The following is a 25,880-nucleotide window of genomic DNA, read 5'->3' as shown; positions in this document are numbered from 1 at the left end:
CAACAGCTGGAATGCCAATAGCCACCTGAGCCAGGCCAGTGCGCTGGAGGGGATGGATAAGCAGCGAATCAACGACACGATTTCCGCGACGCTGTATGCCGGCGCGGCGTTGACGGCGGTGGTGGATATGCAGATCAGGAAGGGGTTGGGGGTTAAGGAGTTTGTTACGGGTAAAGGGCCGATGGCATTTACGACACCTGTTCTGACACTTTTTGGGGGTGTTATTGGTGGGCTGTCTGCAACTGCGGCAGGAATGGAGTTTCTGTCCCTAAAACAACAATTGGAGAGCACTCAAAACTCCATCGATCCCTGGCTGGAAATGCGCCATGCGGTCGTTGGCGGACAAATGGCCGCTTTTGGCGCGCAGGCTCTTTTGGGCATGACGTACACCGCGCGGGCCATTTTCGGCATCATGACCGTCGATGCCGCGATTGCAGGTTATTCGCTGTGTATGGGGCCTGTCACGATACTGATCGCCGGGCTGGGCGTGCTGTACCTGATCGCCTGGTTTTTCCAGCAAAAGCCATTGCAGGCCTTTCTCGCCAACTGCTGCTGGTCCAAACGGCGGGCGCGCGACCTGGGGCTCATTTCGCCCGAGGCGCAGCAGCGGGAGTTCGCCCAGCTGTACCGCATCCTGTATGCGCCGAAGGTCAGTGTTGAAGTGCTCAACACCACGGTGTATTCCGGCGATGCCAGCGGTATCCGCAATATTTCGGTGATCAAGCGTCTTGCCCTTGACCTGCCGGGTGCGGAACCTCACAGCACCTACCTGGCACTGGCCATGATCGGCGACCCGATCGATCGCGATACCTGGCATGAGCAACTGAAGAGAAACCCATACAGCACCGCTAAACCACCGCGATCCTGGTCCGATGTCGGCATGTACTGGCTGGAAAATAGCCAATGCACCTGGATCCCCCACCAGGAGGGGCAAGGCCTGCGCTTATGCGGAGACTTCTCCATGTCCAGCGGCCTCAGCTTGCCGCCTGCTAACGCTTCACTGCGCGTGTACTACCGAACGCCACTGATCGCACTGCTTGGCGACGGCGCCTTTGTTGGCGGCGAACGGGGCGTGGCCTTCACCATCACGCAGGACGATGGGGTCATCACCCTGCGTGACGATCCCACCCCGGATCTGGACCGGGCCCGGCATTACCTGTTGAGTGATCAGCAACAATGCTCGAGCTACCTGCAACCGACGTGGCAAAAATGAGCAGACCCTCAGCCGGTACAACCAGGAAGCGCCTGTTCTCACAACGTGACTACCTGGCGCCCCTAGCGATCCCGACCGGTGAACAACCGGCGGATGTGCTCAACACCATCTGGCGCAAGAATGAGGTGTATCTCGATATCGGGAGCTACAGCATTGGGTCAGGAGTGGGGGTGCTGTGGCCCCTAGTAATGATGTTTCTGGGATTGGCTTACGGTTTTAGGAATATTTCACCAGAGGGCAGTCTGCTCACACTGATGGTGGGAGGAATCATTACAGGTATCCCCGCACTGATCATGATCCACGGCCTGTTCCGCCCAGTCCCCTTGCCATTGCGCTTCAACCGCCAGCGCCGCGAAGTCTGCGTTCCACGCGAAGACGGCGAGTATTGGATTGTGCCATGGGAATCGGTGACCGCAGCGGCCGTCCAGCATTCGACCGTCAGCCAAGGGGGGCGAATGGAAATGGGGCTGTTAGTCATCGGCTTCGACAACCCCGATCCAAATGCACAGGAAGGCAATCAGCATTTCAGCCTGGGTTTCAACTGCGGTGGCGGTACCACGGCGATGGCGTTGTGGGAGTGCATACGCAGCTACATGGAGATTGGACCGCAGGCAGTTCCACGCTGTAACTTCGAGGGGGAAAGCTCAGGCCGCAGTCTGCTTGGTTGGCTGCTGTTCTTGCTGGCGGAGATTGCTCGTGCGTTGCTCAAGGGCAACGTGCTGGTCGCGCTGAAGGAAAGTGCATTTCTGTTTCTCTTGGGGTCACCGCTGGCATTTTATCTTCAGGAAAAGAAGCTGATACCGCCACCGGGCCTGCCTTACCCCGAGATCAGCGAATGGTCAAAACCCCTGCCGCCTGAACAATGGGCCAAGCGTTCACCTGAGCTGGAAGCGGCAATCGCTGAACGTGAGGCGGCGCTGGCGGCTTCGGCACACACCGGCCAGGCGAGCTAGCCGCCCAGTTCGGAAGTACCAGAGACTTCAGGCGTGGTCGGTGAATGTATCCGCAAAGACCTGATTGCGCGGCACACCGGCAATGAACAGTCGGCGGGCGAATTGCTCCACGCTGCTCGGTGCTCCGCAGACCAGGGCCAGGGTTTGCCGTGAGGGTGGCCGCAATGCCGCCAATGTAGCGGGCAACTGCGCGGGGGTGATCAATTCGATCTGCAGCAGTGGGTGCTCCTGCGCCAGCGCCTGCAACGGTGCTGCCAGGTAATGTGCCTGTGGGTCGGACGCCAGGTGCACAAGTCGAAGGGGCCCGCGATGACCCTGGCGCAAGGCCTCGCGCACAATACCCCACAGTGGCGCCAAGCCTGTGCCGGCGGCCAGTAGCCAGAGCGGGCGTTCTTGCCAGTCCGCGTCATAATGCAACGCCCCGCCGCGCAACTCCCCCAGGCGCAGCATTTCACCTACGCGCAGGTGTCGAGCCGCATCGCAAAACAGGCCAGGTCGGCGGCAGTCGATGTGAAACTCCAGGAAACCCTCCTCGCCCGGCAGGCTTGCCAACGAGTAAGGCCGGGCAACGCCGGTGTCCGTCCACAACACCAGGTGCTGGCCGGCCTGGTAACGCAACGGTTTGAGCGGCACTACACGCAGGCGCAACACCTCAGGGGCGAGCCAGTCGAGTGCCACGATTTCAGCAGGGAGACCGTCCTCAAGGGGATCAAACCTTGCAATGCGCAGGTCCTGATCGACCCGGCACTGGCACGCCAACCGCCAGCCTTCCTGACGCTTCTCCTCGGCCAGCGCAGTGGGGTTGGTATCGGTCGGCAACCCCTCCAGGCACCGCACCAAGCAGGCATGGCAACTGCCGGCACGACAGCTGTAGGGGATGGCCATACCGGCATCATTCAGGGCATCAAGCAGGTTGCTGCCCGATGCCACGGCCCAGCAATGCTCCCCTGCGCACAATTCAGGCATCGGCGTACTCCCAGGCTGGCAGGCAGCGATTGCGGCCACCATGCTTGGCACGATAGAGGGCTTGGTCCGCACGGTGCAAGGCTGCGTCAAGATCATCGCCTTCGGTGAGCAAGGTCATGCCCGCCGACAAGCTCAAATGCAAGCCTGGCAACATGATCGCTGCCGGATCCGCTTCGGCAAAGGCCTGTCGCAGGCGCTCGCAACACACGGATAGCTGCTCGACGCTGCAGTTTGGCAGTAGCAAGACAAACTCTTCCCCGCCGTAACGCGCAACGATATCGGTTTCACGTAAACACGCCCGGGCAATGCGGGCGAACGTCTGAAGCACCTGGTCACCGGCCGCATGTCCATAGAGGTCGTTGATACGCTTGAAATGATCGAGATCGATCAGCGCCAGCCCGTGCTGGCTGCCCGCCCCCATTTGCCCCGACACCTGCTCAGCCAGGCGCAGAAAATGCCGGCGATTGAACAGGCCGGTCAACTCGTCAGTGGCCACCAATTCCTCCAGTTGACGCATCATTCCACGCAACGTGTCCTGATGGGCCTGGAGGGCGAAGCGATGTTTGCGTATACGTTGACGCGAGGCTTGTACATAGCGGGCATACAGGCACAACCAGATCAGTACCATGAGCAGTGCACTGCCTTGCAGAAGCGCAAGCGATGGGTTGGCCATCCGACCGGTGAGGCCTTCCCAGCCATTCAACACGAGGAAACACCCAAACACCCACGCGGCGCAGCGAACAAATGCACAACCACGTAAATGGAACAGGCCAAACATCAGGATCACTGGGTAGACGACCATGAAGGTCCCACGCGCCTGCCCCAAGTGGGCCAACAGCCAGGTCAGCCCGATCAATGCCAGGACGATTTGCAACTCGGTAAGGCTAGGGTCCCTGAAGCGCAGGTTGACCCCACTGAGAAAAACCAGGCCCAGCAGCACCTGGGTCATCAGCATCAGCCCACTGCCAGCCACCAGCAAACTGGGTGGTGCCAGGAAATGACCGCACAGAAACGCCACCCAGGCCAGCGCCACGACCAGTGAGTAGGTGCTGGCAGCCAGAAGGAAACGCTTGAGGAGTAGCTTCTGCAGCGCTGTTTCGGTCACAGGTGACTCACCGTGCTGCCCGTGAAGGCGACGAATGGGAATATGGCCAGAGGCCACTTTAGGCGCTGAACACAATAATTACCATGCTTGCACTGACGTACCACGCAAAATCGATGCCTGCCCGCTGCCGACCTTTGTTGCACGACACAAACGTGTATCGACTGCCGATGCACGCTATACTGCGGCGCCTTTTTTGCGTCGCCAGCTCTCGTCGGCGCGCCTTGAAAGTCGTTTCGACAGCCCGTTTGCGTCGAAACTCCTTATTGAATGTTCCCGTCTTTAAGAGGAGCGCGCTGCATGACCGTGATCAAGCAAGACGACCTGATTCAGAGCGTTGCCGACGCTCTGCAGTTTATTTCCTATTACCACCCCGTGGACTTCATCCAGGCCATGCACGAGGCCTACCTGCGCGAAGAGTCGCCAGCTGCCCGTGACTCCATCGCCCAGATCCTGATCAACTCGCGCATGTGCGCTACTGGCCACCGGCCAATTTGCCAGGACACCGGCATCGTCACCGTTTTTGTGCGCGTTGGTATGGACGTGCGCTGGGATGGCGCCACCATGAGCCTGGACGACATGATCAACGAAGGCGTTCGTCGCGCCTACAACCTGCCGGAGAACGTCCTGCGTGCTTCGATCCTGGCCGACCCGGCTGGCGCTCGCAAGAACACCAAGGACAACACCCCGGCGGTGATCCACTACTCCATCGTTCCAGGCAACACCGTGGAAGTGGATGTGGCTGCCAAGGGCGGCGGCTCCGAGAACAAATCGAAGATGGCCATGCTCAACCCGTCCGACTCGATCGTTGACTGGGTGCTCAAGACCGTTCCGACCATGGGTGCTGGCTGGTGTCCACCTGGCATGCTCGGCATTGGCATCGGCGGTACTGCCGAGAAAGCCGCCGTCATGGCCAAGGAAGTACTGATGGAGTCCATCGACATCCATGAGCTCAAAGCCCGCGGCCCACAGAACCGTATCGAGGAACTGCGCCTGGAGCTGTTCGAGAAGGTCAACCAACTGGGCATCGGTGCTCAGGGCCTGGGTGGTCTGACCACGGTACTCGACGTCAAGATCATGGATTACCCAACCCACGCAGCCTCGCTGCCTGTGTGCATGATCCCGAACTGCGCCGCGACCCGTCACGCACACTTCGTGCTCGACGGTTCGGGCCCGGCAGAACTGGAAGCACCTTCGCTGGACGCCTACCCGGAAATCGTCTGGGAAGCAGGTCCATCGGCTCGCCGCGTCGATCTCGACACCCTGACGCCGGAAGATGTGCAAAGCTGGAAGCCGGGCGAAACCATTCTGCTCAACGGCAAGATGCTCACCGGTCGTGACGCTGCGCACAAGCGCATGGTCGAGATGCTGAACAACGGTGAAGAGCTGCCTGTAGACCTCAAGGGCCGCTTCATCTACTACGTCGGCCCGGTCGACCCGGTCGGTGACGAAGTCGTTGGCCCTGCTGGTCCAACCACGGCTACGCGGATGGACAAGTTCACCCGCCAGATCCTTGAGCAAACCGGTCTGCTGGGCATGATCGGCAAGTCCGAGCGCGGCCCGACTGCAATCGAGGCGATCAAGGACAACAAGGCCGTCTACCTGATGGCGGTTGGCGGTGCGGCCTACCTGGTCGCCCAGGCGATCAAGAAATCCAAAGTACTGGCCTTCGCCGAACTGGGCATGGAAGCGATCTACGAGTTCGAGGTCAAGGACATGCCTGTTACCGTCGCGGTCGACAGCAAAGGTGAGTCGGTTCACATCACCGGTCCAGCGATCTGGCAACACAAGATCGCCGAAAGCCTGGCTGTAGAAGTGAAGTAAGCGTCAAGACGGTAGAGGCCCAGCAGGGCCTCATCGCCGGCAAGGTCGGTGCCTATGGGCGTTGGCCTTGTCGGCGATCACCGCCCCGACGGTTTATCCCACCACCCGCAGCGATACAGGCGCTGTCACCTGACGCTGACTCAGGTAACGAATGCAGCTTACCCGCAGAAACGAAGCAAAATTCACCACTTCGCCACGGTAGGCCAGCACTTCTTCATACAGTTTCGTGATCAGCTGATTGACGGTCATACCATCGACCTCGGCGATCTCCTGCAATACATCCCAGCACTGGTTCTCAAGCCGCACCGTGGTCACGACCCCGCGAATGCGCAAAGAGCGGCTGCGCGACTCGTACAGAATGGGATCGGCCTTCACGTAGAGCTCGCACATACCGCCTCCTTCAGAGCGTGATCCGGGTGCCCAGCAGGCCCAGGAAGCCGGCCAGCCAGGCCGGGTGTGCTGGCCACGCAGGCGCTGTAGCCAGGTTGCCCTGAACATGGGCCTGGGTTACGTCGATGTCGATGTACTGACCACCCGCCAGACGCACTTCCGGCGCACACGCCGGGTAAGCACTGCACTCACGACCGTTAAGTACGCCCGCAGCAGCAAGCAACTGGGCACCGTGGCAGACCGCCGCAATCGGCTTGCCCGCCTGATTGATGGCCTTGACCAGTTGCAACACGTGCTCATTCAGGCGCAGGTACTCTGGCGCTCGCCCACCCGGAATGACCAGCGCGTCGTAATCTTCGGCACGCACCTTGGTGAAGTCGAAGTTCAGGGCAAAGTTGTGCCCAGGCTTCTCGCTGTAGGTCTGGTCACCCTCGAAATCATGGATTGCCGTACGCACCGTTTGCCCGGCCGCCTTGCCCGGGCACACGGCGTGTACGGTATGGCCGACCATCGATAATGCCTGGAACGGCACCATCACTTCGTAATCTTCGACGTAATCGCCAACCAGCATCAGGATTTTCTTCGCGGCCATTTCGCAGACTCCTTGGGTACAGGGGAAAAGTTCTCCATCACGATAGCCCTCTACAGCCAACGCCGGGTAATAGTCTGCTACTACAGGCTCCCGTTCAGTCGCGCCGATTCAGCAGGTTGACCACCAGACGATCCAGCCAACCCCACATCCGCTGCTGAACACGCTTCCACCAGGGCCGGGCGTGCCAATGCTCAAGGTCGATGACCGTGCTTTGGGCAAAGTCTCGCTCGAAGCTGGCGGCTACTGCAGCGGTCAACGGCGGATCAAGCGCCTCAAGGTTGGCTTCAAGGTTGAAATGCAGGTTCCAATGATCAAAATTGCACGAGCCGATGCTCACCCAATCGTCGATCAGCACCATTTTCAAATGCAGGAAGCAGGGTTGGTACTCAAAGATTTTCACCCCGGCACGCAATAAGCGCGGGTAATAGCGATGCCCCGCATAACGCACCGACGGATGATCGGTACGCGGCCCGGTCAGTAACAGACGCACATCGACGCCCCGTGCAGCCGCACGTCGCAATGAACGACGAACCTTCCAGGTCGGCAGAAAATACGGTGTCGCCAACCAGACCCGGCGCTGCCCACGGTTCAGTGCACGCACCAGCGATTGCAGAATATCGCGGTGTTGCCGGGCATCGGCGTACGCCACTCGGCCCTGCCCTTGCCCGCTTGGCGGCACGCGAGGCACACGCGGCAAACCAAAATGCGTCGGTGGGCGCCAGGCCGTGCGGCGCAAGTTGGCACGCCATTGACGGTCGAACAGCATCTGCCAGTCCGCCAGCAACGGCCCGCGCATCTCGACCATGACCTCGTGCCACTCGCTGACGTCCTCACCTGGGGTCCAGAACTGATCGGTGACACCCGTGCCGCCCACAACAGCCCATGCTTGGTCGACCAAAAGCAACTTGCGGTGATCGCGGTAGAGGTTGCGCACACCACGGCGCCAGCTCAGCCGGTTGTACCAGCGCAATTCGACACCCGCCGCCAACAGTCGTTGACGCAAGCTCAGCGTAAACGCCAACGATCCGTAATCATCGAACAGGCAGCGCACCTGCACCCCGCGCTCTGCGGCCTGAACCAACGCTGCCACCATTGCCTCAGCGCAAGCACCGGCTTCAACCAGATAGAGTTCCAGATCCACTTGATGCTGGGCTCGGACGATGGCCGTGAGCATGCGCGGGAAAAACTCGGGGCCGTCGATCAGTAACTCGAACTGGTTACCCCCGCGCCAGGGAAAGACCGGCCCGGCCATCTCAGCGCGCCGTGAAAATCAGCACTGCACCCACCGGAACCGACAGGCTGATGGACTGCAGCCCGGCAACCTTGCGCAAGGCATCCAGGCCCGGTGCCAGGTCGAACTCTTCGGCGCGCAGCATCAGCGGCTCCAGCGTTACCACCTGGAAGCGCCGCTCATCAAGCCGCGTCGCCAGTAACTGGGCGCTGTAACTATGGTCTTTACCATGCAAGCTGACCGTCACCGGCAAACGCAGCTCCAGTTGGGCGCCGTTGGCCAGGTCTTTGATCGGTCGCAGGTCAAGCTGGGCGCGAATCAGCGCATCGGGAAATCGGGCGACCTCGAACAGGTCTTTACGCATGCGCTCATCACGCAATGGGATGCCGCTATTGACCGAGTCCATTTCGATCTGCAACTGAGCCGCGCCTTTGCTATCGACCTTGCCATGCAACACCAGGAAACGATGGACTTCCGTGACATCACCATTTTTATTGGTGATAAAGGACAGCCGCGACGATTCGTTGTCCAGGTACCAATTGGCCTGGACCGGCAAGGCCAATACTGCAAGTAGAGCGAGGAAGAGACGGGGCGATTTGAACATGTGAAATCCATAGGCACAGTAGCCGCCAACCTTACCTGCACGCCCTCATGGCAGCAAGCGACAGCCCTCCCTCGGGCCTTGCCACGCGGCGCGATTGCTGCGCCCCAGCCCTGTAGCACTGACCAGGTGCAAGGACGGCTCGTCGCGCAGCGTACTCAGCGGCAGGTACTGCTGAACATAAGCACGGCAATACTCGACAGGAAAGGCCATCACATATCGGCAGGAACAGTACTCCTTGGCAGAGTAGGCACTAAGCACGCCAGGAAACGCCAGTAACGCCTCCCGATGCCACCCCGCCCAAGTGCACGCGATGATCAGCAGCGCCAGGAACCCACGCTTCATGGTTGTTCTCCAGCGAAGGCAGCGAGGGCCCGCTTGAGCAGTTCGTTATGCTGATAGCGCCCATCGCGATCATCCGCGTAGCGCACGATCACCAATTTCTGTGCTGGCAACACATAGAGTGCCTGGCCCCAATGCCCCAAGGCAGCAAACGTCTCGGCGGGCGCATCTGGCCAGGGCCTGGTTCTACCTGCAACAGCTGCATTCAACCACCAGTGGCCACCGGGCGTTGCTTCACCGGGAGCCGTGCTCGCCGTCGTAAACGGCTGGCGGTTGAACGCCACCCATTCAGGCGGCAGCAACGGCTGCCCCTGCCAGCGGCCGTCACGCAACATCAGCAAACCAATGCGAGCCAGGTCACGGGCGCTCAAGTACAGGTAAGAAGAGCCGACCAATGTACCCCTGGCATCCCGTTCCCAGGTTGCCTGAGTGATTCCCAACGGCTGGAACAGGGCCTGCCAGGCATAATCATCGCTACCGACCATGCCACGCAGGGCCGCCGCCAACAGGTTACTGTCGCCACTGGAGTAGAGAAAGCGCTCACCGGGGGCGACAGCACGCGCACCGCTGGCAGCGTAGGCTGCCATATCCGCCCGCCCTCGGGTATAGAGCATGGCCACGACCGAAGAGTTGAGCGGCGCATATTCGTAATCCTCTTGCCACTCAAGGCCACTGGCCCAGTGCAGCAGGTCCTCAATGCGCACCATTGGGTGAGCCTGCATCGGCGCGTAATAACGCGCCACCGGGTCCTGCAGGTTGAAGCGCCCTTGGCCGTATGCAACACCCAGTACCGTCGCCAGCACACTCTTGCTGATCGACCAGGTCAGATGGCGGGTCTGCGCCGAGGTCGGTGCCACGTAGCGCTCATACACGATGCGCCCGTCGTGGATGACCAGCAAGGCATCCGTTCGCACCCCCTCACGGCCATGGCCGTCACGCGGAGCAAACGCGTAGGCCTCCAGTGCCTGCAATGCGGGGCTTATCGGCGCGCTGGTCGAGGCCCAGTCCGGGTCGGGCCAATGTTCAGCCGCACGGCCCTCCCATGCCAACACACTCAATGCAATGATCAGCAGCGCAGCCTTGCCCATGGCCGGACCTCATGACAGTAGATCCGCCCCAGACTATTCCGCTTCTATGACAATCCCGCAGCCGCGCAGGCCTTGGCCAGGCGCTTGGCCCGTGCGGCACTGGCGATATCAAGGATGCCCTGGTCGCGTTGCCAGAAGCTGGCCCACTCGCCATTGCTGACCAGCAACGCGCGGTTGATCTCCTCCCGCAAGCCCGTGAACTGGGCAAACAGCCCACCCAGCAGCAGGTGGCATGCCGTGCTATCGGCACACATTCGGCTGCCTTCGGCACAACCGGCAAGCAGGCTGATCAGCCTTAACTTGAGGCTCTGCGACCATCCACTGAGCTGGCCGACACCATACAACCAGGCACACAGGGCACTGAGCACATACAGGTCTTCAAGAGTACGAAACGGTTTGACGTAGGCATTCCAGCCATCACCGGCCAGACGCTCACACAGCGCCTGGTCAAGGTGCAGCCGGGCATGCCCGACCTCCGGCATCAATGGCAGCGCTGGCAACGATTCCAATTGGACGCCCGGCTCTCCGGGGTAAACCACAGCCAGGCTCAAGCGCGGTGATTCACCCGCAGCCTCGCTGCGGGCGGCCACCAACAGCCAGTCGGCATCCAGCCCGGCAGTGACAAAGTCCTTGCTGCCGCTCAGACGCAGCTCATCAAGTCGAGTCTGCATATCGGCCGGGCGAACGCTGCGCCGCTCGCTAGCGCACAAGGCGCCAAGACTGCGTGGTGCGCTGGGCCAAAGCACCCGCAACGCGGCCTGATAACCAAGCAAGAACGCCAAGCCAGGGGTAGGCATTGCCCGTCCGCCCAGAATCGCCAATTCAAATGGGCTGCAAGGGCCAAGCTGCTCGAGCAACGCACTGTAGGTGTCACCCAGCGAGGCCAGTAGCGGTTGAGCAGGCATGCGATTGAGCCGTTCCAGCCAGGCCATTGAAGTACTCCTTAAGGGGCTGTCATAGAAGCATCACCAATCATTCACCGAGGTGACACCACGTCTACCTAGGCTGACTTTGCACAACAAAGTCGACCGGCCGCAACCCCATGGCTGGCTTATGGAGACTCGCAATGACTCAGAACGCTCGCTCTGGCGACAACAGCACTGAACGCCGTCTGCAAGCCGAACGTCTGGTCGGCCAGGAGGCCCTTCAGGAAGCACAGGCTCTGCGCTTCAACGTGTTCAGCCGTGAATTCAAGGCCAGGCTAAACGGTGCAGAACACGGTCTGGACAGGGATGACTACGACCCCCACTGCCAGCATATCGGTGTACGCGACCTGACCAGCGGGCGCCTGGTGGCCACCACCCGCCTGCTGGATCACCAGGCGGCTCGCACGCTGGGTCGCTTTTACAGTGAAGAGGAATTCAGCCTGCACGGCCTCGGCCATCTGCACGGCCCGATCCTGGAACTGGGCCGTACCTGCGTCGACCCGGCCTACCGCAACGGCGGCACCATCGCCGTACTGTGGAGCGAATTGGCTGAAGTGCTCAACGAAGGCCAATACAGCTACCTGATGGGTTGCGCCAGTATTCCCATGCAGGATGGTGGCGTTCAGGCCCATGCCATCATGCAACGCCTGCGTGAGCGTTACCTGTGTACCGAGCACCTGCGCGCAGAACCGAAAACGCCACTGCCGAACCTGGCCCTGCCAGGCAACGTCATCGCCGAAATGCCACCTCTGCTCAAAGCCTATATGCGCCTGGGGGCGAAAATCTGTGGTGAGCCATGCTGGGACGAAGCGTTCCAAGTCGCCGACGTGTTCATCCTGCTCAAGCGCGACGACCTGTGCCCGCGCTACGCTCGCCACTTCAAGGCGGCCGTCTGATGCGGCGCCTGCGCGTCCAGGGACGCGTCCTGCGCCTGCTGTTGGTGGTTCTGCTAGGGCTGGGCATGGCAAGCGTGTTCAGCCTTTACGAACGCCTTCGCCTGAACCCCTCGCTACAGCGCCGACAACGCTGGTCGCAGTTGTTCATGCGTCAACTGAGCAATGCCCTGCCCTTCAAGGTCAGGGTGGTGGGTAACCTGCCGCAACAACCCATGCTCTGGGTGAGTAATCATGTGTCATGGACCGACATTCCGCTGCTCGGCATGGTTACCCCGCTGGCGTTCCTGTCCAAGGCCGAAGTGCGTACCTGGCCGGTAGCCGGATGGTTGGCGCACAAGGCCGGCACGCTGTTCATTCGCCGGGGAGGCGGCGACAGCCAATTGCTGCGCAAGCAGATCAGCCAGCACCTGCAGCAACAGTGCGACCTGCTGATATTCCCGGAAGGCACCACCACCGACGGACGCAGCCTGCGCACCTTTCACGGCCGCCTGCTGGCCAGTGCCATTGACACCGGAATACCTGTGCAACCGGTCGCCTTGCGCTACCTGCGCAATGGCGAAGTAGACGCCATTGCGCCCTTTATCGGTGATGACGACTTGCTCTCCCACCTGCTGCGCCTGTTCCGCCACGAACGTGCCGAGGTCGAGATTCATCTGCTTGAACCCATCGCCAGCCATGGCCAGGAGCGTGCTGTACTGGCCCTGAACGCCCAGCAGGCCGTGCATCGCGCACTGTACGGCCAGCCCCCGGAAGCCATGCCGCAACGGCGAGCCAAGGCCGCTTAGTGCCGTAATGCTGTTCATTCAAGGGCGCGACATGGCCTGAGCCGGTCTTGCCGGCGGTGCCTTTCCATATGCTGAACCTGCCGGCACCGCCAAATCGCCCCTTCAGGGGGTCGTTTGTGGCTATTGGCTCTCACCTCGTGAACATATCCATTCCCGGTAGTGGCACCACCGGCTGGTTTCGCCTTTTACGGCGACCCACTTTTGATAGGGCGCAAAAGTGGGCAAAACGCCCTGTCCCGACATCCGGCCCTACGCTGCGCTTCGGGTGCCTTCCTTACGCCATCGCTCCCGTGTGGACGCGCCGACGGGCCATCCATGGCCCATCAGCACTTGCGAGGCATCCCTGCCTCGCACCCCACTCCGCGATGACTCCACTCAGCCTTCTGAAGGGACGTCCTGCGGCGTCTGACATTCCGCGCACTGAAAAGCAGATGCTCGCGGCTTCGCTTGGGCTTTTGGGCAATGCTTTTTCATGCACTGAATCTGCAGGCGCCGCCAAATTGTCCCTTCAGGAGGTCGAATGCAGGCGGTGCGTAGCTGGGTGCCAGGCAAGGATGCCTGGCAAGGGCTGAGGGCCAGGAAGGCCCTTCAGCGCGGTCCCGGCGGGAGCACTGCCGGAGTGAGAGGACCCGCAGCGCAGCGTAGGGCCGGATGTTGGGACGAGGGGTTTTGGTCACTTTTGCCCTCAAAAGTGACACGCCGTAAGGGCGGAACGGGGTATCAGGCCCAACATCGCAAACGGATATGCCTGCCTCCATCAGAGGCGACGCATGTTTGTGGCTATTGGCTCTCACCTCGTGAGCATATCCATTCCCTGCGTCGGCACCACCGGCTGGTTTCGCCCTTTACGGCGACCCACTTTTGATAGGGCGCAAAAGTGGGCAAAACGCCCTGTCCCGACATGCGGCCCTACGCTGCGCTTCGGGTGCCTTCCTTGCGCCATCGCTCCCGTGTGGACGCGCCGACGGGCCATCCATGGCCCATCAGCCCTTGCCAGGTATCCTTGCCTCGCCCCCACTACGCGATGGCTCCACTCAGCCTACTGAAGGGACGTCCTGTGGCGTCTGACATTCCGCGTACTGAAAAGCAGAGCACTCGCAGGTGCTCGCTGCTTCGCTTGTCCGATTAAGCTTAGCGCCGAGCCTGTTGCGCGAAGGCCTGCAACTGCGGGTAGAACAGCCGAAAGTCCTCCCGCAGAGGCTCGTAGAGTGTTTGCACCTCCTCCCAGGCGCCCTCGAGCCCCTCGGGGCGCGACAGCCGCCGAGCGATGCCCCGGAGTACCTGCTCCAACACTGCAAATTCACGGTACGAGCCCAGCCAGTCGTTGGCCACCATGTAAGGGGCTATCTGCGCCAGGCGACCAGGCAACACCGGCTGCTCGGCCAATACCCCATAGACTCGATGGGTAAATTGCGCCAACGGCTGATCGGCATAATCAAGCCAGTCCCGCGCCAGGCAATGATCGAAAAACACATCAAGGATGATCCCTGCATAGCGCCGACGCTCACGCGGGAAACGTCCCAGAGCCTCATGTACCAAAGGGTGACTGTCCGTGAATACATCGATCTGTCGGTGCAGGCGGATGGCGGCTTCAAGCGGCAACGAAAAACGACCGTCCAGCGGTCCTTTGACAAAGTCGCCATACAGACTGCCGAGCAATTGCTCGGGTTGCTGGCCGCCCAGATGGAGATGCGCAAGGTAGTTCATGGGCGCAGTTTAGCACTTGGCCAGAAGATATCGTTATAACCCGATATAACGATTTAATCGCCTCTAAGAACCTCTTCATATTTGCATATCGCGAAATACCGATTTATATTTCGCTACATCGCGATATACCGTTACTCCCTAATGAGCCACCACCATGCCCCTTGATCTCGACGAAATAATAAAAGCCCTGGCCCACCCAGTACGGCGAGAAATCCTCAACTGGCTGAAAGACCCACACGTGCAGTTTCCCGATCAGCAGCACAGCACTGAGTACGGTGTCTGCGCAGGACAGATCGATCAACGCTGCGGTCTCTCGCAGTCAACCGTGTCGGCACACCTGGCAACCCTGCAACGCGCAGGGCTGATCAGCAGCCAGAAGATCGGGCAGTGGCATTTCTTCAAACGCAATGAGGACACCATTCAGGCGTTCCTCAAGCAAATGAGCCAAGAGCTCTGACAAGGACCTTCGATGCCGCTTCCCTTACTGATACTGGCACTGAGCGCGTTTGCTATCGGCACAACCGAATTCGTCATCATGGGCCTGCTGCCCGATGTCGCTGCCGACCTGGGTGTCTCGATTCCCGGCGCCGGCTGGCTGGTGACCGGCTACGCCCTGGGCGTGGCAATCGGCGCACCGTTCATGGCACTGGCCACCGCCAGGTTGCCACGCAAGGCCGCCCTGGTTGCCCTGATGGGTATTTTCATCATCGGTAACCTGCTGTGTGCACTGGCCAGTGATTACAACGTACTGATGTTCGCCCGGGTGGTCACCGCCCTGTGTCACGGGGCGTTCTTCGGTATCGGCTCGGTAGTGGCAGCAAACCTTGTACCGGCCAATCGCCGCGCGTCGGCCGTGGCCTTGATGTTTACCGGCCTGACACTGGCCAATGTCCTCGGCGTACCACTGGGTACCGCACTGGGCCAGGTAGCGGGCTGGCGCTCGACCTTCTGGGCGGTCACCCTGATCGGTGTCGTGGCCCTGTTTGGCCTGATCCGCTTCCTGCCCAACAAACGCGATGAAGAAAAACTCGACATGCGTTCGGAAATGGTTGCCCTCAAAGGTGCGGGCATCTGGCTATCGCTGTCGATGACCGTGTTGTTTTCCGCCTCGATGTTTGCCCTCTTCACTTACGTTGCACCACTGCTCGGTGATGTCACGGGCATCAGCCCGCGGGGCGTGACCTGGACCCTGCTGCTGATCGGCCTGGGCCTGACGGTGGGCAACATCCTTGGCGGCAAACTGGCTGATCGTCGCCTGGGCGCCACCCTGGTGGGTGTGTTCGCAGCCATGGCACTGATCAGTACCGCGCTGTCCTGGACCAGCACGGCCTTGATCCCTGCCGAAATCACCTTGTTCCTTTGGGCCACCGCCGCCTTCGCTGCCGTGCCGGCCCTGCAGGTCAACGTGGTGAGCTTCGGTAAAGCCGCCCCCAACCTGGTGTCGACCCTGAACATCGGCGCCTTCAACCTGGGCAACGCCCTCGGCGCCTGGGTCGGCGGCACAGTTATCGACCAAGGCCTGGGCCTGACCCGCGTTCCACTGGCTGCCGCCGTACTGGCGGTGCTAGCCCTGATCGTCACCCTGATTACCTTCAGCCAGAACAGCGACAACGCCGAACTGGCACCTGCCACTCACTGATTGCAACGAGGTCTACGCACATGACAACGCTTTTCGACCCCATTACCCTCGGCGATCTGCAATTGCCGAACCGCATCATCATGGCTCCGCTAACCCGCTGCCGCGCGGATGAGGGCCGGGTACCCAATGCGCTGATGGCTGAATACTATGTACAACGGGCCAGCGCCGGGCTGATCCTCAGTGAAGCCACCTCGGTAACGCCCATGGGCGTCGGCTACCCGGACACACCCGGTATCTGGTCCAATGATCAGGTTCGGGGCTGGACGCAAATCACCAAGGCCGTACATGCCGCCGGTGGGCGGATATTCCTGCAGCTGTGGCATGTTGGGCGCATTTCCCACCCCAGCTACCTGAATGGTGAAACACCGGTGGCGCCAAGCGCCATTCAACCCAAAGGCCATGTCAGCCTGGTACGCCCCATCAGCGAGTTCCCAACCCCTCGGGCGCTGGAAACCGCAGAGATTGCCGACATCATCGAGGCCTATCGCACGGGTGCGGAAAATGCCAAGGCGGCGGGCTTCGACGGCGTCGAGATCCACGGCGCCAATGGCTACCTGCTCGACCAGTTCCTGCAGAGCAGCACCAACCAGCGCACCGACCAGTACGGTGGCTCACTGGAAAACCGCGCGCGGTTGATGCTGGAAGTGACCGATGCCGTGATCGAGGTCTGGGGGGCAGAACGTGTCGGCATGCACCTGGCGCCACGCGCCGATGCCCATGACATGGGCGACGCTAACCGTGCCGAAACCTTCACCTACGTTGCCCGCGAACTGGGCAAACGGGGTATCGCCTTCATTTGCTCACGGGAAAAAGAAGCCGACGACAGCATCGGCCCGTTGATCAAGGCTGCGTTTGGCGGCCCTTACATCGTCAATGAACGCTTTGACAAAGCCTCTGCCAGCGCCGCCCTGGCCAGCGGCAAGGCCGATGCGGTGGCCTTTGGCATTCCATTCATTGCCAACCCGGACCTGCCCGCACGCCTTCAGGCCGATGCACCGTGGAATGAAGCGCATCCGGAAACCTTCTATGGCAAGGGGCCAGTCGGGTACATCGACTACCCACGGATGTAACTCAACGCGACCAAGGTTGCCCAGCACGCATCGGGCGCCTGGCAGATGGTCAGCTCAACCGCGGCTTCACGGCCGCGCGTTGATCTGCTGTTGCAGGTTCTGTATCTGACTTTGCAGCGTATTAATGTTCCGTGTCACCTGGCCACGGAAGGCATCGAACTCCGCCGTATTCGTCCCTGCGCCAGCACTCGCGGCCGGGCGGTGTTCCTGCTCGCTCTTGAGCACAATCAGCTCTTGCTCAAGGCGTTCGATAGCCGCACTGGGATTACCTTGCTTCTTCAATGCCGCGACGTCAGCCGACAACCCCTTGAGCTGGGCGTCGAGCTTGTCAGACTCGGCCTGGGCCGCCTTCAATGCTGCCAGCTCGGCCGTGACCGCCTTGAGCTGGGCCTGCACCTGAGCATTGGCTGCCTGCTGCTCACTGGCCTGCGCCAGCGCCTGCTCCAGACGCTTGCCTAAATCACCCTGCTGACCGGCGACCCCTTGCTGCTGCTTGTGTTGCTCTGCCAGGCTGGCTTGCAACTGCTTGATCTGCAGCTTCAGCGCTTCACTGCCGGTGGTCACGGTGGACTCACTGGCGGCGACCTTGCCACTGATGGCCTGAAGGCGTCCCGCCGCGTCTTCGCTAATGCGGGCAAAACTTTCCTGGGTGGCAACCAGTTGCTGCTCCATCAACGAGATTTGCTGAAAACTCCACCAGCCAAGCCCGGCCAGTGTAATGAAGGATGCCCCCAGCAACGCCCAGAGCGGCCCTGTCGCACCGCCCTTGCGGGCTGGCTGACGCACGCCTGCATGGGGCGACGCTGCAGCCGGCGCGAAGTCGTTGTGATCACGCGTCTCGGCCCTCAGGCTTGGGACATCATCAAAATCGTCATGGGCATCGTTACGCATGGGTACTTTCAACCGCCGTGATAGCAAATGAGCATTAGTATAAACCGCCCGAGGGCCGCACTGATCGACCATCTGCAAACCGATCGGTTCAGTGGTTCACGTGCTGGGCTTTCCACCAACCACAAAACTCATCCAGTGCCGCCCAAAGACTGACCGTCGGACGGTAGTCAAGTAGATGCCTGGCTCGGCTGATGTCCAGGGTGAAATCCTTGTTCATCACCTGCATTCCCAGGCGCGACAAGGTCGGCTGCGGGCGACCGGGCCACAGCAGGCAAGCCCCTTCGTTCAACGCCGCCAGGCTGTACGCCAGGCCGAACGAGCGGTAGCGCGTCACCTGCGGCACCTGCATCTGCCGCATCACATAATTGATCACATCCCAAATGGGCTGGGGCTGCCCGTTGCTGATGTTGTACGCCTGGCCCAATGCTTCATCCCCCACGTGCAAGGCGCTGAACAACGCCTCGTTGAGGTTCTGCACACTGGTGAAATCGACCTTGTTCAAGCCATTACCCACAATGGCCAGCCGTCGCTTGCGCTGCATCTGCAGCAGGCGCGGGAAAATACTGACATCCCCCGCACCAGTAACAAAGCGCGGACGCAGGGCCAGTACTTCAAGGCCAAACTCCTGAGCACCGAAGACCTTCTGCTCAGCGAGAAACTTGGTGCTCGCGTAGTGATCATAGAAACGCCGCGGCACCTGATTTTCGGTAATGCCACTGTGCGACCGGCCATCGAAGTAGATCGATGGTGATGACAGGTGCACCAAACGTCGGACATGTTCTTTCAGGCAGGCTTCAACCACATTTTCGGTGACCACGACATTGCCTTGATGAAAGTCCTGGTAACGCCCCCAGTGCCCCACGGCCCCCGCACAGTGCACCACGGCATCAACGCCCTGGCACAACCGCCGAGCCAGCTCAGGATCGCCCAGATCGCCTGCAATGAACTGCGCGCCACGGCGTACCAGGTGTTCGACACCCTCAGCGCGTCGGCCATTGACCCTGACATCCAGGCCTTGCTCCAGCGCATGGCGCGCAAAGCGCCCGCCAATAAAGCCGCTTGCGCCGGTGACCAGAATTCGCATGAACCACTCCGCTTAGAAATATCCCAGATGCTGCAGACGCGAGCCGCGCCTACAAGGGCACCAACCATTGCCGGGCTGTCGTCGCCAGGTGTTCAGTCAATTGCCCGAGCAATTGCCCGCCATTACGCCAATGATGCCAGTACAACGGCACATCGATAGGGGTATCAGGAAGAATTTCTACCAGGCGTCCCGATTCAAGCTGCTCGCGCACCTGCAACTCAGGCACCAGCCCCCACCCAAGACCGGCCTCAGTCATTCGTAGAAAGCCCTCCGAAGACGGGCATAAATGGTGCAGAAAGCCTTCCTGGATTCCCAGAGACGCCAGGTAACGGTGCTGCAGAAAATCGTCTGGGCCGAACACCAGTGCTGGCGTACGCGACAACCGTGTGACCTCGAAGCCATTGGCAAAGTGGCGCGCCATGAACGCCGGGCTCGCCAACGCCCGGTAACGCATTGCACCCAGCAACAGGCTGCGGGCACCTGCCACCGGACGCTCGCTGCCACACAGGCAGGCGGCCACTTCACCAGCACGCATGCGCTTGAGACCGACGTCCTGATCCTCCACCACCATGTCCAGCAGCAAGCGCTGCTCGGCGCAGAATTCACCCACCGCTCCCGCCCACCAGGTCGCCAGGCTGTCGGCGTTCAACGCAATGCGCAGACGCTCGGGCATGCCCTCCTCGTCCAATGCCGGCACCTGCCGTTGCAGATCGCGCTCCAACAACCGTACCTGCTGTACGTGGTTGAGTAGACGCCGGCCGATCTCGGTCGGGCCCGGCGGCGTGGCCCTTATCAGCACAGGCTGGCCCACCCGGGCCTCAAGCAACTTGATCCGCTGCGAGATGGCCGACTGCGATAAACCCAGCACCTGCGCGGCACGCTCAAAGCCCGCCTGTTCGACCACCGCAGCAAGGGCCGAGAGCAATTTGTAATCGAACATTATTTTTCCTAATGCTAGATCAGCTTTATTTGTTTTTCTTATACCGCTGTTTTGCCCAGAATCACCAGCATCTTCTTTTATCTGCCACGTCGCCTGACAAGAGGCAACGGCAGTCGTCTGCGGAGTGCTTTCTATGTGGCAAAGTTATCTAAACGGCCTGTTGGTCGCATTTGGCCTGATCATGGCCATCGGCGCCCAGAACGCCTTCGTTCTCGCCCAAAGCCTGCGTCGTGAACATCACCTGCCGGTGGCCATGCTGTGTGTCGTGTGTGACGCAATCCTGGTGGCCGCTGGCGTCTTCGGCCTGGCGACGGTGCTGGCCCAGAACCCCACACTATTGGCCGTCGCCCGCTGGGGCGGCGCGGTTTTCCTGATCTGGTACGCCAGCAAAGCGCTGATACGTGCCTGCTCACAACAGAGCCTGCAACACGCCGAAGGCCAAGGGCAACGCTCGCGCCAGGCAGTACTGCTCAGTGCCTTGGCGGTCACGCTGCTAAACCCGCATGTGTATCTGGACACCGTGCTGTTGATCGGCTCGCTCGGTGCCCAGCAAACCATGCCGGGTGCCTATGTGGCCGGCGCCGCCAGTGCCTCGGCCCTGTGGTTCTTCACCCTCGCACTGTGCGCCGCGTGGCTGGCGCCCTGGCTGGCCCGCCCGAATACCTGGCGGATGCTCGATCTCATGGTAGCGGTCATGATGTTTGCGGTAGCCGCACAACTGATCCTGGGCTGAGACAACATCGCCACCTAAAACCGGAAGAAGGCTCTGGAACCTCTTTCCCACACACTTGTTGCGTGGTTAACCCTGGGGTCCGGTGCTATGATCCGGACCCTGCGTCGCAAAGAGTACAGACTCGCCGATGCACTTCCGGCCGCCCGTGATCGGCCTTGCGCTCACCGCAACAGACCTGATTAGGAGAATCACCATGGCTTTTGAACTGCCGCCGCTGCCATATGCACACGACGCCCTGCAGCCGCACATCTCCAAAGAAACCCTGGAGTTCCACCACGACAAGCACCACAACACCTATGTCGTGAACCTGAACAACCTGGTGCCTGGCACCGAGTTCGAAGGCAAGACCCTGGAAGAGATCGTCAAGACCTCCTCGGGCGGTATCTTCAACAACGCCGCTCAGGTCTGGAACCACACCTTCTACTGGAACTGCCTGGCGCCAAACGCTGGCGGTCAACCAACCGGCGCCCTGGCTGAAGCCATCAACGCTGCATTCGGCTCCTTCGACAAGTTCAAGGAAGAGTTCACCAAGACCTCCGTCGGCACCTTCGGTTCGGGCTGGGGCTGGCTGGTGAAGAAAGCTGATGGTTCCCTGGCACTGGCCAGCACCATTGGTGCCGGCAACCCGCTGACCAATGGCGATACCCCGCTGCTGACCTGCGACGTCTGGGAACACGCCTACTACATCGACTACCGTAACCTGCGTCCAAAGTACGTCGAGGCGTTCTGGAACCTGGTCAACTGGAAGTTCGTTGCTGAGCAGTTCGAAGGCAAAACCTTCACTGCCTGAATGCAGCTGCTTTGAAAAAACCCGGCCTGGCCGGGTTTTTTTTCGCATATCCTGCCAATCTATGCGCTTGCCGCGGACCGATACCGCGCTAACATCAAGGCGTGGGAAAGTTGTCTCCCCACACTAAAGTCGCGAGGCCTTGCAACCGATACAGAGACACACGGATCACCGACTTCTGACGAAATTGCTCAGAAGGTCGAATAACGTGTTGAAGGCCGATAGTGGATTGCCAAGTTTGATGGCAAAATGATGCCATGCGCATGGATTAAGGAAACCCCATTGAAGCTGGAACTCAAGAACAGCTTATCGGTCAAGTTGCTCAGGGTAGTGTTGCTCTCGGCGCTGGTCGTCGGTGTAGTACTTAGCTGCGCGCAGATCGTGTTCGACGCCTACAAGACACGTCAGGCAGTCGCGACCGATGCTCAGCGTATCCTGGACATGTTCCGCGACCCCTCTACGCAGGCGGTCTATAGCCTCGACCGGGAAATGGGCATGCAGGTCATCGAAGGCCTGTTCCAGGACCAATCGGTGCGCATGGCGGCCATCGGCCATCCCAACGAAACCATGCTTGCCGAAAAGAACCGGCCATTGCAGGAGTTGAAGACCCGCTGGTTGACCGACCTGATTCTGGGCCAGCAAAAGACCTTCAAGACGCCATTGATTGGTCGAGGTCCGTACAGTGAGTATTACGGCGACCTGAGCATTACCCTGGACACCGCGACTTACGGCCAGGACTTTATCGTCAGCTCGGTGATCATCTTTATTTCCGGCGTGTTGCGCGCCCTGGCCATGGGCCTGGTGTTGTACCTGGTCTACCACTGGTTGCTGACCAAACCTCTCTCAAAGATCATCAACCATCTCACCCAGATCAATCCGGACCGCCCAAGCCAACACAAATTGCCGCTGCTGAAAGGGCACGAAAAAAACGAATTGGGGTTGTGGGTCAATACCGCCAACCAGTTGCTGGCCTCCATTGAACGCAATACCCACCTGCGCCATGAAGCCGAGAACAGCCTGCAGCGCATGGCCCAATATGATTTTCTGACCGGGCTGCCGAACCGCCAGCAACTGCAACAGCAGTTGGACAAGATTCTGGTCGACGCTGGACGCCTGCAGCGTCGCGTGGCCGTGTTGTGCGTTGGCCTGGATGATTTCAAGAGTATCAACGAACAATTCAGCTACCAGACCGGCGACCAGTTGCTGCTGGCACTGGCCGACCGCCTGCGTGCACACAGTGGCCGCCTGGGCGCCCTTGCCAGACTCGGTGGCGACCAGTTCGCACTGGTTCAAGCCGATATCGAGCAACCCTACGAGGCCGCAGAGCTGGCGCAAAGCATCCTCGATGACCTGGAAGCCGCGTTCGCGCTGGACCATCAGGACATTCGCCTGCGTGCGACCATCGGCATCACCCTGTTCCCGGAAGATGGCGACAGCACCGAGAAGTTGCTGCAAAAGGCCGAGCAGACCATGACGCTGGCCAAGACCCGCTCACGCAACCGCTACCAGTTCTACATTGCCAGTGTCGACAGCGAGATGCGGCGCCGCCGTGAACTGGAAAAAGACCTGCGCGAAGCCCTGCCACGCAACCAGTTGTTCTTGGTCTACCAGCCGCAGATCAGCTATCGCGACCACCGGGTCGTCGGGGTTGAAGCACTGATCCGTTGGCAGCATCCCGAATTGGGCATGGTACCGCCCGACCAGTTCATCCCCTTGGCCGAGCAGAACGGCAATATCATCAGCATCGGCGAGTGGGTACTCGACCAGGCTTGCCGTCAACTGCGCGAGTGGCATGACCAGGGCTTCAGCGAACTGCGCATGGCCGTCAACCTTTCCACCGTGCAACTGCACCACAATGAACTGCCACGGGTGGTAAACAACCTGTTGCAGATCTACCGCCTGCCGCCACGCAGCCTGGAACTGGAAGTCACCGAAACCGGCCTGATGGAAGACATCAGCACTGCGGCACAGCACTTGCTGAGCCTGCGCCGCTCCGGTGCAATGATCGCCATTGATGACTTTGGGACCGGCTACTCGTCACTCAGTTACCTGAAGTCGCTGCCTCTGGACAAGATCAAGATCGACAAGAGCTTCGTTCAAGACCTGTTCGAGGACGATGATGACGCCACCATCGTTCGGGCCATCATCCAGCTTGGCAAGAGCCTGGGCATGCAGGTCATTGCCGAGGGTGTTGAAACGGCCGAGCAGGAGGCCTACATCGTTGCCCAGGGCTGCCATGAAGGCCAGGGCTACCACTACAGCAAGCCGCTACCCGCTCGAGAACTGACCACGTTCCTCAAACAGGCCAATCGCAGTCAGGTTTCAACCCTCTGACTCACACGCACAACGCCAGATGCCAAGCATTTGAATATTTATGTGCTGCCTCTTTACATCAAATGCAAATCTTTCGCATTATGTTGCAGTTTCGCGTGCACCCGCACACCTGTTCAACTTCTCGACGCAGGAAATCGCCATGATTCGTATGCCTCTGGCCACCGCCAGTCTGTTGGCCATTGCCATCTCTCTCGCCGGTTGCGGCGATAGCAAGGACAAGGCCAGCGCGCCGCAAGCACAGGCACCTGCCGCCAGTGCTGCCGCCCCTGCCGCAGGTGCACTTGACGAAGCCGCCAGCAAGGCCGTGATCAAGCACTACACCGAGATGGTCTACACCGTCTTCAGCGATTCCCTGAGCACCGCCAAAACCCTGCAAGGCGCCATCGATGCCTTCCTCGCCACCCCCAACGATGAAACCCTCAAGGCCGCCAAGGCCGCCTGGGTCGCTGCGCGTGTTCCATACCTGCAGAGCGAAACGTTCCGCTTCGGCAACACCATCATCGACGACTGGGAAGGTCAGGTGAATGCCTGGCCCCTGGACGAAGGCCTGATCGACTATGTCGACGCCGGCTATGAGCATGCCCTGGGCAACCCGGGCGGCACTGCCAACATCATTGCCAACACCGAGATCCAGGTGGGTGAAGACAAGGTCGACGTCAAGGACATCACCCCCGAGAAGCTGGCCAGCCTGAACGAACTGGGCGGTTCCGAAGCCAACGTCGCCACCGGCTACCATGCCATCGAGTTCCTGCTCTGGGGCCAGGACCTGAACGGCACCGGCCTAGGCGCTGGCGCTCGTCCGGCATCGGACTACCTGGAAGGCAAAGGTGCCACCGGTGGCCACAACGAACGTCGCCGCGCTTACCTCAAGGCCGTCACACAACTGCTGGTCGACGACCTGGAAACCATGGTCGGCAACTGGAAACCAGGCGTTGCTGACAACTACCGGGCCACCCTGGAAGCCGAGCCAGTCACCGATGGTTTGCGCAAGATGCTGTTCGGCATGGGTAGCCTGTCTCTGGGTGAGCTGGCGGGTGAACGCATGAAGGTTTCCCTGGAAGCCAACTCCCCTGAAGACGAGCAAGACTGCTTCAGCGACAACACTCACTACTCGCACTTCTACGATGCCAAAGGCATCCGTAACGTCTACCTGGGCGAGTACACCCGAGCCGACGGCACCAAGCTGACCGGACCAAGCCTGTCATCGCTGGTGGCCAAGGCCGATCCAGCGGCAGACGCTACCCTCAAGGCCGACCTGGAAGCCACCGAGGCAAAACTGCAGGTCATCGTCGACCATGCCGTCAAAGGCGAGCACTACGATCAACTGATCGCTGCCGACAACACTGCCGGTAACCAGATCATCCGTAATGCCATTGCTGCCTTGGTCAAACAGACTGGCGCCATTGAGCAGGCAGCGGCCAAGCTGGGGATCAACGACCTGAAGCCGGACACCGCCGATCACGAATTCTGATCCGTCCTTTAATTCACGGTCGTAAACAAAATGCCCGATGCCTGCATCGGGCATTTTGCTTTATGCCCTTTAAACTTTACGCCCGCGCAACACGCTCTCGCACACCGACACGCCAATAAGCCTCACGCCTAACATCCCGCCTCCTACACATTACTGTCACCCTTGCGCATTGATATCGCACCGTCGGAGTGTTCAACTCTAACGAGCGGGCTTGCACAGATATTACCGTGCGCCCTACATGAACACAGGAAGGGCGGCCTCAAGGAGCAAGTGCAACACCTGATGTAAGGTGTTGCCATGTCTACCCAATACAGT

Annotated in this window: 24 protein-coding genes and 1 pseudogene; 12 read left to right on the top strand and 13 right to left on the bottom strand. The window is 60.4% G+C overall.

Annotation, left to right across the window (positions count from 1 at the left end; all coding sequences use genetic code 11):
- Together IE038_RS22720 and IE038_RS22715 are read left to right on the top strand one after the other, a co-directional pair.
- A pseudogene (locus IE038_RS22720) lies at nt 1-1,213 on the top strand (toxin VasX); the annotation flags it as partial.
- Nucleotides 1,210-2,166, top strand: coding sequence for a DUF6708 domain-containing protein (locus IE038_RS22715; protein ID WP_163931360.1), 957 nt, complete (start codon nt 1,210-1,212; stop codon nt 2,164-2,166). The pseudogene IE038_RS22720 and the gene IE038_RS22715, both read left to right, overlap by 4 nt.
- 27 nt (nt 2,167-2,193) lie before the next feature.
- Here IE038_RS22715 and IE038_RS22710 read toward each other — a convergent pair whose 3' ends face one another.
- Together IE038_RS22710 and IE038_RS22705 are read right to left on the bottom strand one after the other, a co-directional pair.
- Complete coding sequence (locus tag IE038_RS22710; protein WP_163931334.1) at nt 2,194-3,132, bottom strand: iron-sulfur-binding ferredoxin reductase; 939 nt, start codon at nt 3,130-3,132, stop codon at nt 2,194-2,196.
- Nucleotides 3,125-4,237, bottom strand: coding sequence for a GGDEF domain-containing protein (locus IE038_RS22705; protein ID WP_163931337.1), 1,113 nt, complete (start codon nt 4,235-4,237; stop codon nt 3,125-3,127). Before IE038_RS22705 ends, IE038_RS22710 begins: the two co-directional genes overlap by 8 nt.
- A 297-nt stretch (nt 4,238-4,534) precedes the next feature.
- Here IE038_RS22705 and IE038_RS22700 point away from each other — a divergent pair, with 297 nt between their 5' ends.
- On the top strand, nt 4,535-6,058 hold the full coding sequence (locus tag IE038_RS22700) for a fumarate hydratase (RefSeq protein WP_163931340.1): 1,524 nt from the start codon (nt 4,535-4,537) through the stop codon (nt 6,056-6,058).
- 93 nt (nt 6,059-6,151) lie between these two features.
- Here IE038_RS22700 and IE038_RS22695 read toward each other — a convergent pair whose 3' ends face one another.
- The 7 genes from IE038_RS22695 to IE038_RS22665 all read right to left on the bottom strand — a co-directional run bounded on the left by IE038_RS22695 (nt 6,152) and on the right by IE038_RS22665 (nt 11,234).
- Complete coding sequence (locus IE038_RS22695; RefSeq protein WP_163931343.1) at nt 6,152-6,448, bottom strand: ribbon-helix-helix domain-containing protein; 297 nt, start codon at nt 6,446-6,448, stop codon at nt 6,152-6,154.
- A 10-nt stretch (nt 6,449-6,458) separates the two neighbouring features.
- Nucleotides 6,459-7,040, bottom strand: a complete 582-nt coding sequence (locus tag IE038_RS22690) for a DJ-1/PfpI family protein (protein ID WP_163931346.1) — start codon at nt 7,038-7,040, stop codon at nt 6,459-6,461.
- A gap of 94 nt (nt 7,041-7,134) precedes the next feature.
- Entirely contained in the window at nt 7,135-8,292 is a 1,158-nt protein-coding gene (locus IE038_RS22685) for a phospholipase D-like domain-containing protein (protein WP_163931349.1), read from the bottom strand.
- 1 nt (nt 8,293) lies between these two features.
- A complete protein-coding gene (locus IE038_RS22680) occupies nt 8,294-8,875 on the bottom strand; it encodes a YceI family protein (protein ID WP_189396337.1) in 582 nt (193 codons plus the stop codon).
- A gap of 45 nt (nt 8,876-8,920) precedes the next feature.
- Complete coding sequence (locus IE038_RS22675) at nt 8,921-9,217, bottom strand: amidase (RefSeq protein ID WP_163931352.1); 297 nt, start codon at nt 9,215-9,217, stop codon at nt 8,921-8,923.
- On the bottom strand, nt 9,214-10,302 hold the full coding sequence (locus tag IE038_RS22670; RefSeq protein ID WP_189396336.1) for a serine hydrolase domain-containing protein: 1,089 nt from the start codon (nt 10,300-10,302) through the stop codon (nt 9,214-9,216). The genes IE038_RS22675 and IE038_RS22670 overlap by 4 nt, the downstream gene beginning before the upstream one ends.
- 44 nt (nt 10,303-10,346) lie before the next feature.
- Nucleotides 10,347-11,234, bottom strand: coding sequence for an acyl-CoA dehydrogenase middle domain-containing protein (locus IE038_RS22665; RefSeq protein ID WP_163931354.1), 888 nt, complete (start codon nt 11,232-11,234; stop codon nt 10,347-10,349).
- A gap of 134 nt (nt 11,235-11,368) precedes the next feature.
- Between IE038_RS22665 and olsB the strand changes: the two genes are divergently transcribed.
- Nucleotides 11,369-12,124 carry an L-ornithine N(alpha)-acyltransferase gene (gene olsB, locus IE038_RS22660; protein WP_163931357.1) on the top strand — a complete coding sequence of 252 codons (756 nt, stop codon included), beginning with the start codon at nt 11,369-11,371 and terminating at the stop codon, nt 12,122-12,124.
- Entirely contained in the window at nt 12,124-12,909 is a 786-nt protein-coding gene (locus IE038_RS22655) for a lysophospholipid acyltransferase family protein (protein WP_189396335.1), read from the top strand. Before olsB ends, IE038_RS22655 begins: the two co-directional genes overlap by 1 nt.
- 1,131 nt (nt 12,910-14,040) lie before the next feature.
- On the opposite strand, the gene IE038_RS22650 is transcribed toward IE038_RS22655, so the two are convergent.
- A complete protein-coding gene (locus tag IE038_RS22650) occupies nt 14,041-14,616 on the bottom strand; it encodes an acyl carrier protein phosphodiesterase (RefSeq protein ID WP_163939696.1) in 576 nt (191 codons plus the stop codon).
- A gap of 154 nt (nt 14,617-14,770) precedes the next feature.
- Between IE038_RS22650 and IE038_RS22645 the strand changes: the two genes are divergently transcribed.
- Genes IE038_RS22645 through IE038_RS22635 form a run of 3 tightly spaced genes read left to right on the top strand, consistent with a single transcriptional unit; the run spans nt 14,771 to nt 17,325 of the window.
- Entirely contained in the window at nt 14,771-15,073 is a 303-nt protein-coding gene (locus IE038_RS22645; RefSeq protein WP_099775692.1) for an ArsR/SmtB family transcription factor, read from the top strand.
- A 12-nt stretch (nt 15,074-15,085) separates the two neighbouring features.
- Nucleotides 15,086-16,255 (top strand): MFS transporter, encoded by a 1,170-nt coding sequence (locus tag IE038_RS22640; RefSeq protein WP_189396334.1) that lies wholly within the window; start codon nt 15,086-15,088, stop codon nt 16,253-16,255.
- A 20-nt stretch (nt 16,256-16,275) separates the two neighbouring features.
- Entirely contained in the window at nt 16,276-17,325 is a 1,050-nt protein-coding gene (locus tag IE038_RS22635; RefSeq protein WP_163939694.1) for an alkene reductase, read from the top strand.
- Between the two features lie 66 nt (nt 17,326-17,391).
- Here the strand turns inward: IE038_RS22635 and IE038_RS22630 are convergent, their stop codons facing one another.
- From IE038_RS22630 to IE038_RS22620, 3 genes are all read right to left on the bottom strand, one after another.
- Nucleotides 17,392-18,216 carry an ATPase gene (locus tag IE038_RS22630; protein ID WP_163939692.1) on the bottom strand — a complete coding sequence of 275 codons (825 nt, stop codon included), beginning with the start codon at nt 18,214-18,216 and terminating at the stop codon, nt 17,392-17,394.
- A gap of 88 nt (nt 18,217-18,304) precedes the next feature.
- Nucleotides 18,305-19,300, bottom strand: coding sequence for an NAD-dependent epimerase/dehydratase family protein (locus IE038_RS22625; protein ID WP_189396333.1), 996 nt, complete (start codon nt 19,298-19,300; stop codon nt 18,305-18,307).
- 49 nt (nt 19,301-19,349) lie between these two features.
- A complete protein-coding gene (locus IE038_RS22620) occupies nt 19,350-20,240 on the bottom strand; it encodes a LysR family transcriptional regulator ArgP (RefSeq protein ID WP_163939690.1) in 891 nt (296 codons plus the stop codon).
- A 133-nt stretch (nt 20,241-20,373) separates the two neighbouring features.
- On the opposite strand from IE038_RS22620, the gene IE038_RS22615 reads away from it, so the two are divergent.
- The 4 genes from IE038_RS22615 to IE038_RS22600 all read left to right on the top strand — a co-directional run bounded on the left by IE038_RS22615 (nt 20,374) and on the right by IE038_RS22600 (nt 25,565).
- The gene (locus IE038_RS22615) at nt 20,374-20,973 is read left to right on the top strand and encodes a LysE/ArgO family amino acid transporter (protein ID WP_189396332.1); all 600 of its coding nucleotides are present in this window, start codon (nt 20,374-20,376) and stop codon (nt 20,971-20,973) included.
- Nucleotides 20,974-21,166: 193 nt separating this feature from the next.
- Nucleotides 21,167-21,763: a superoxide dismutase gene (locus IE038_RS22610; protein WP_163939688.1), complete on the top strand. Its 597-nt coding sequence runs from the start codon at nt 21,167-21,169 to the stop codon at nt 21,761-21,763.
- 279 nt (nt 21,764-22,042) lie between these two features.
- A complete protein-coding gene (locus IE038_RS22605; protein ID WP_189396331.1) occupies nt 22,043-24,094 on the top strand; it encodes a putative bifunctional diguanylate cyclase/phosphodiesterase in 2,052 nt (683 codons plus the stop codon).
- A gap of 139 nt (nt 24,095-24,233) precedes the next feature.
- Nucleotides 24,234-25,565, top strand: a complete 1,332-nt coding sequence (locus IE038_RS22600; RefSeq protein ID WP_163939685.1) for an imelysin family protein — start codon at nt 24,234-24,236, stop codon at nt 25,563-25,565.
- Nucleotides 25,566-25,880: the final 315 nt, after the last annotated feature.

Origin of the sequence: Pseudomonas laurentiana (assembly GCF_014648275.1) — a bacterium.
GTDB classification, from domain to species: domain Bacteria; phylum Pseudomonadota; class Gammaproteobacteria; order Pseudomonadales; family Pseudomonadaceae; genus Aquipseudomonas; species Aquipseudomonas laurentiana.
Note: the sequence above shows the minus strand (reverse complement) of the source record. Positions and strands in the feature narration are given on the sequence as shown.

Excerpts from the sequence above, each read along its gene's own strand:
- IE038_RS22715 (WP_163931360.1), top strand. The coding sequence starts at position 1,210 with ATGAGCAGACCCTCAGCCGGTACAACCAGGAAGCGCCTGTTCTCACAA.
- IE038_RS22710 (WP_163931334.1), bottom strand. The coding sequence starts at position 3,132 with ATGCCTGAATTGTGCGCAGGGGAGCATTGCTGGGCCGTGGCATCGGGC.
- IE038_RS22700 (WP_163931340.1), top strand. The coding sequence starts at position 4,535 with ATGACCGTGATCAAGCAAGACGACCTGATTCAGAGCGTTGCCGACGCT.
- IE038_RS22695 (WP_163931343.1), bottom strand. The coding sequence starts at position 6,448 with ATGTGCGAGCTCTACGTGAAGGCCGATCCCATTCTGTACGAGTCGCGC.
- IE038_RS22690 (WP_163931346.1), bottom strand. The coding sequence starts at position 7,040 with ATGGCCGCGAAGAAAATCCTGATGCTGGTTGGCGATTACGTCGAAGAT.
- IE038_RS22685 (WP_163931349.1), bottom strand. The coding sequence starts at position 8,292 with ATGGCCGGGCCGGTCTTTCCCTGGCGCGGGGGTAACCAGTTCGAGTTA.
- IE038_RS22680 (WP_189396337.1), bottom strand. The coding sequence starts at position 8,875 with ATGTTCAAATCGCCCCGTCTCTTCCTCGCTCTACTTGCAGTATTGGCC.
- IE038_RS22675 (WP_163931352.1), bottom strand. The coding sequence starts at position 9,217 with ATGAAGCGTGGGTTCCTGGCGCTGCTGATCATCGCGTGCACTTGGGCG.
- IE038_RS22670 (WP_189396336.1), bottom strand. The coding sequence starts at position 10,302 with ATGGGCAAGGCTGCGCTGCTGATCATTGCATTGAGTGTGTTGGCATGG.
- IE038_RS22665 (WP_163931354.1), bottom strand. The coding sequence starts at position 11,234 with ATGGCCTGGCTGGAACGGCTCAATCGCATGCCTGCTCAACCGCTACTG.
- olsB (WP_163931357.1), top strand. The coding sequence starts at position 11,369 with ATGACTCAGAACGCTCGCTCTGGCGACAACAGCACTGAACGCCGTCTG.
- IE038_RS22655 (WP_189396335.1), top strand. The coding sequence starts at position 12,124 with ATGCGGCGCCTGCGCGTCCAGGGACGCGTCCTGCGCCTGCTGTTGGTG.
- IE038_RS22650 (WP_163939696.1), bottom strand. The coding sequence starts at position 14,616 with ATGAACTACCTTGCGCATCTCCATCTGGGCGGCCAGCAACCCGAGCAA.
- IE038_RS22645 (WP_099775692.1), top strand. The coding sequence starts at position 14,771 with ATGCCCCTTGATCTCGACGAAATAATAAAAGCCCTGGCCCACCCAGTA.
- IE038_RS22640 (WP_189396334.1), top strand. The coding sequence starts at position 15,086 with ATGCCGCTTCCCTTACTGATACTGGCACTGAGCGCGTTTGCTATCGGC.
- IE038_RS22635 (WP_163939694.1), top strand. The coding sequence starts at position 16,276 with ATGACAACGCTTTTCGACCCCATTACCCTCGGCGATCTGCAATTGCCG.
- IE038_RS22630 (WP_163939692.1), bottom strand. The coding sequence starts at position 18,216 with ATGCGTAACGATGCCCATGACGATTTTGATGATGTCCCAAGCCTGAGG.
- IE038_RS22625 (WP_189396333.1), bottom strand. The coding sequence starts at position 19,300 with ATGCGAATTCTGGTCACCGGCGCAAGCGGCTTTATTGGCGGGCGCTTT.
- IE038_RS22620 (WP_163939690.1), bottom strand. The coding sequence starts at position 20,240 with ATGTTCGATTACAAATTGCTCTCGGCCCTTGCTGCGGTGGTCGAACAG.
- IE038_RS22615 (WP_189396332.1), top strand. The coding sequence starts at position 20,374 with ATGTGGCAAAGTTATCTAAACGGCCTGTTGGTCGCATTTGGCCTGATC.
- IE038_RS22610 (WP_163939688.1), top strand. The coding sequence starts at position 21,167 with ATGGCTTTTGAACTGCCGCCGCTGCCATATGCACACGACGCCCTGCAG.
- IE038_RS22600 (WP_163939685.1), top strand. The coding sequence starts at position 24,234 with ATGATTCGTATGCCTCTGGCCACCGCCAGTCTGTTGGCCATTGCCATC.